This window comes from Acinetobacter sp. RF15B, assembly GCF_007558235.1.
GTDB lineage: Bacteria > Pseudomonadota > Gammaproteobacteria > Pseudomonadales > Moraxellaceae > Acinetobacter > Acinetobacter lwoffii_C.
Genome location: NZ_VLSR01000044.1, coordinates 1 through 2,512, shown reverse-complemented (window position 1 = coordinate 2,512; position 2,512 = coordinate 1). Strand labels below are relative to the sequence as shown.

The following is a 2,512-nucleotide window of genomic DNA, read 5'->3' as shown; positions in this document are numbered from 1 at the left end:
GTAAGCGTCCGCTGAACCCCATGCCTATTTTTTAATTTGAGTTGGATTTCCAGCGATGTGGCAGTAATTCTTCTATTTGGGTCGCTTTATGTGTCGGCAGCCTTTTCAGCACATCACTGAGATAGGCATACGGATCCAGCCCATTCAGCTTTGCTGACTGGATTAAAGTCATGATATTGGCCGCTCGTTGACCACTACGCAGCGAACCTGCAAATAGCCAGTTCTTTCGTCCCAATGCCCAGGGACGCATTGAGTTCTCTGCCCAGTTATTGTCAATGGGTAGATTGCCATCATCCAGATAGCGGCTTAAAGCTGACCAACGCTTCAGCGTGTAATTGATGGCCTTGGCGGTGGGAGAACTCGATGGTACCGTCAGATAATGTTGGTTGAGCCATTCATATAGTTGTTGCATCACCGGTTGGCTGTGCTGTTGTCGGTATTCGCGGCGCTGTTCTGCTGTACTATCGGTCTTTTTCCTGAGTTCTGCTTCTATGGCATACAGTTTCTGAATCAGCACTAATGCCTGTTCAGCGACCTGACTTTTTTTGGTCACATGCAGTTCATGGAATTTACGACGCGCATGGGCCATGCAGCCCACCTCAATCACCTGGCCTGATTTAAAGCGTGCTTTATAACCACTGTAATCATCACAGACTAGATAACCCTGCCAGCCTTTCAAGAACTCTGCAGCATGCTGGCCTGAACGGCTATCCTGAAAGTCATAGATCACCGCTTGAACTGGATTGTACTGTGTGGTGGCATAGGCCCAGACATAACCTTTCTTCGGTTTTTTCTCATCATCATCCATCCGCATAATGGTGACTGGTGTTTCATCTGCATGCAGCACCTGCTGTTGCAGCACCACCTCTTTTAAGGCATTGGCCAGAGGTTCCAGTTCCACACCGCAGCGACCAATCCAGTCAGATAAAGTAGATCTGGACAGATCAATGCCCGCCCGCTGATAGATCAGGCGCTGACGGTACAGCGGCAAATGATCGGCATACTTCGATACCAGCACATGGCTGAGCAGTTCAGGTGAAGCAATGCCTTTATCAATCACATAGGCGGGCATCGCTTGCTGAGTCAGAGTGTCGCACTGATCACAGACCCATTTGCCACGGACATGCTGTTCCTTGTAGAACTGTGCTGGTCTGAAATGCAGTTTTTCACTGATATCTTCGCCGATACGACGTAACTGGCAGCCACAACTGCATTGGGTTGATGCAGGTTCATGCTCAATACGGATGGTGTGTAGATGATCTGGCAGCAGTCGACGTTTAGGTTTGTTGACTGTGGCTTTCTCTGTCGCTGCATCGGTTTTATCTGCATTCAGCCGCTCCAGTTCCAAATCAACTGCTGCGATATCTTCTTCGACCGCTTCGTCCCATAGGTGGATTTGTTTTGTGGTGAGATGTTCGTTTTTACTGCCAAATTTGTGCTGTTTAAATAGTGCGAGCTCATGCTCGTATTTTTGCGTGAGAATGGAAAGATGTTGAACTTTGGCATCCAATTGCTGGTTTGATTTTTCTAATTCTTGATTTGATTGTGCCAGAGACTGATGCTGCATTGCCAACTGTCTGGTAAATTCCAGCAGTTGTTCATGGGTCAGTTGGCTTAAGTCTGGCAGCGTATTCATGACCGCAGTATGCCTGAGGTCATGACGCAGAGGAAATAGAACGTTTGGAGAATAGCAGAATGGACCAGCCTAGTTTAGAGCATCGTCACCACCTGCTGTCGTCCAATGCGCTGCCAAGGTAAACCCTGGATCAGTGCCTGTAACTGTTCCGGACTGATCGCCATGCTTTCACCCTGGTGAACCTGCGCCCAGTGGAATTTTCCCTGTTCCAGCCGCCGGGCACACAGCCAGATGCCCAGTCCATCATGTACCAGCACTTTCATGCGATGGCCACGTTTATTACAGAACAGGTAAGCACAATGCGGTTTAATGTAGCCAAAGGCTCTCACCACCTGAGCCATGATAGTATCCATCCCTGCTCGCATATCCAGAGGTTGGGTAGAAAGCCAGATTTCATCAATGCGGATCATGTTGCAAGTGCCTTGAGTAATTCTGCTAAAGCAGATATTTCTGATACTTGCCATTTCAAGCCAATTTCTGCTTTTGAGTGGGGTAAAGTAATTTGAACCGTTAACATGTCAGTAGGAGTAGGATCTAATGGTGCAGAGCAAGATAAGGCAATAAATGCAGGTTTATTCGGTAGTGGTGAGCGATCATTCCCTGGCTTACCATCAATTAAGCGAATCCATTTGGATACAAGATTTGTATTCAATCCATGTTGCAAAGCGACCGAAGCAATTGAAACGTCCGGTGCTTTACAAGCCTGAACGATCTGCTGTTTAAATTCAGCACTGTATGTTCTTCGTTTTTTCGCAAGAGATGCGATGGATGTCTGGTGATTTGTAGTCATAAATTTTAGTCCCCACTTGTTTTTAAGTGGGGACTAAATTAAGGCTTATAGGATGAATTCATAAGGTGTGTTCAGCGGACGCTTAC

The 2,512-nt window shown here is 47.1% G+C and carries 3 protein-coding genes; all 3 read right to left on the bottom strand.

From position 1 onward, the window contains the following. Positions 1 to 31: 31 nt before the first annotated feature. The 3 genes from tnpC to tnpA all read right to left on the bottom strand — a co-directional run bounded on the left by tnpC (position 32) and on the right by tnpA (position 2,426). Positions 32 to 1,636, bottom strand: a complete 1,605-nt coding sequence (gene tnpC / locus E2K74_RS14340; protein ID WP_150378078.1) for an IS66 family transposase — start codon at positions 1,634 to 1,636, stop codon at positions 32 to 34. A gap of 74 nt (positions 1,637 to 1,710) precedes the next feature. Then, positions 1,711 to 2,046: an IS66 family insertion sequence element accessory protein TnpB gene (tnpB, locus tag E2K74_RS14335; RefSeq protein WP_004691519.1), complete on the bottom strand. Its 336-nt coding sequence runs from the start codon at positions 2,044 to 2,046 to the stop codon at positions 1,711 to 1,713. Next, positions 2,043 to 2,426: an IS66-like element accessory protein TnpA gene (tnpA, locus tag E2K74_RS14330; protein ID WP_004762545.1), complete on the bottom strand. Its 384-nt coding sequence runs from the start codon at positions 2,424 to 2,426 to the stop codon at positions 2,043 to 2,045. The genes tnpB and tnpA overlap by 4 nt, the downstream gene beginning before the upstream one ends. Positions 2,427 to 2,512: the final 86 nt, after the last annotated feature.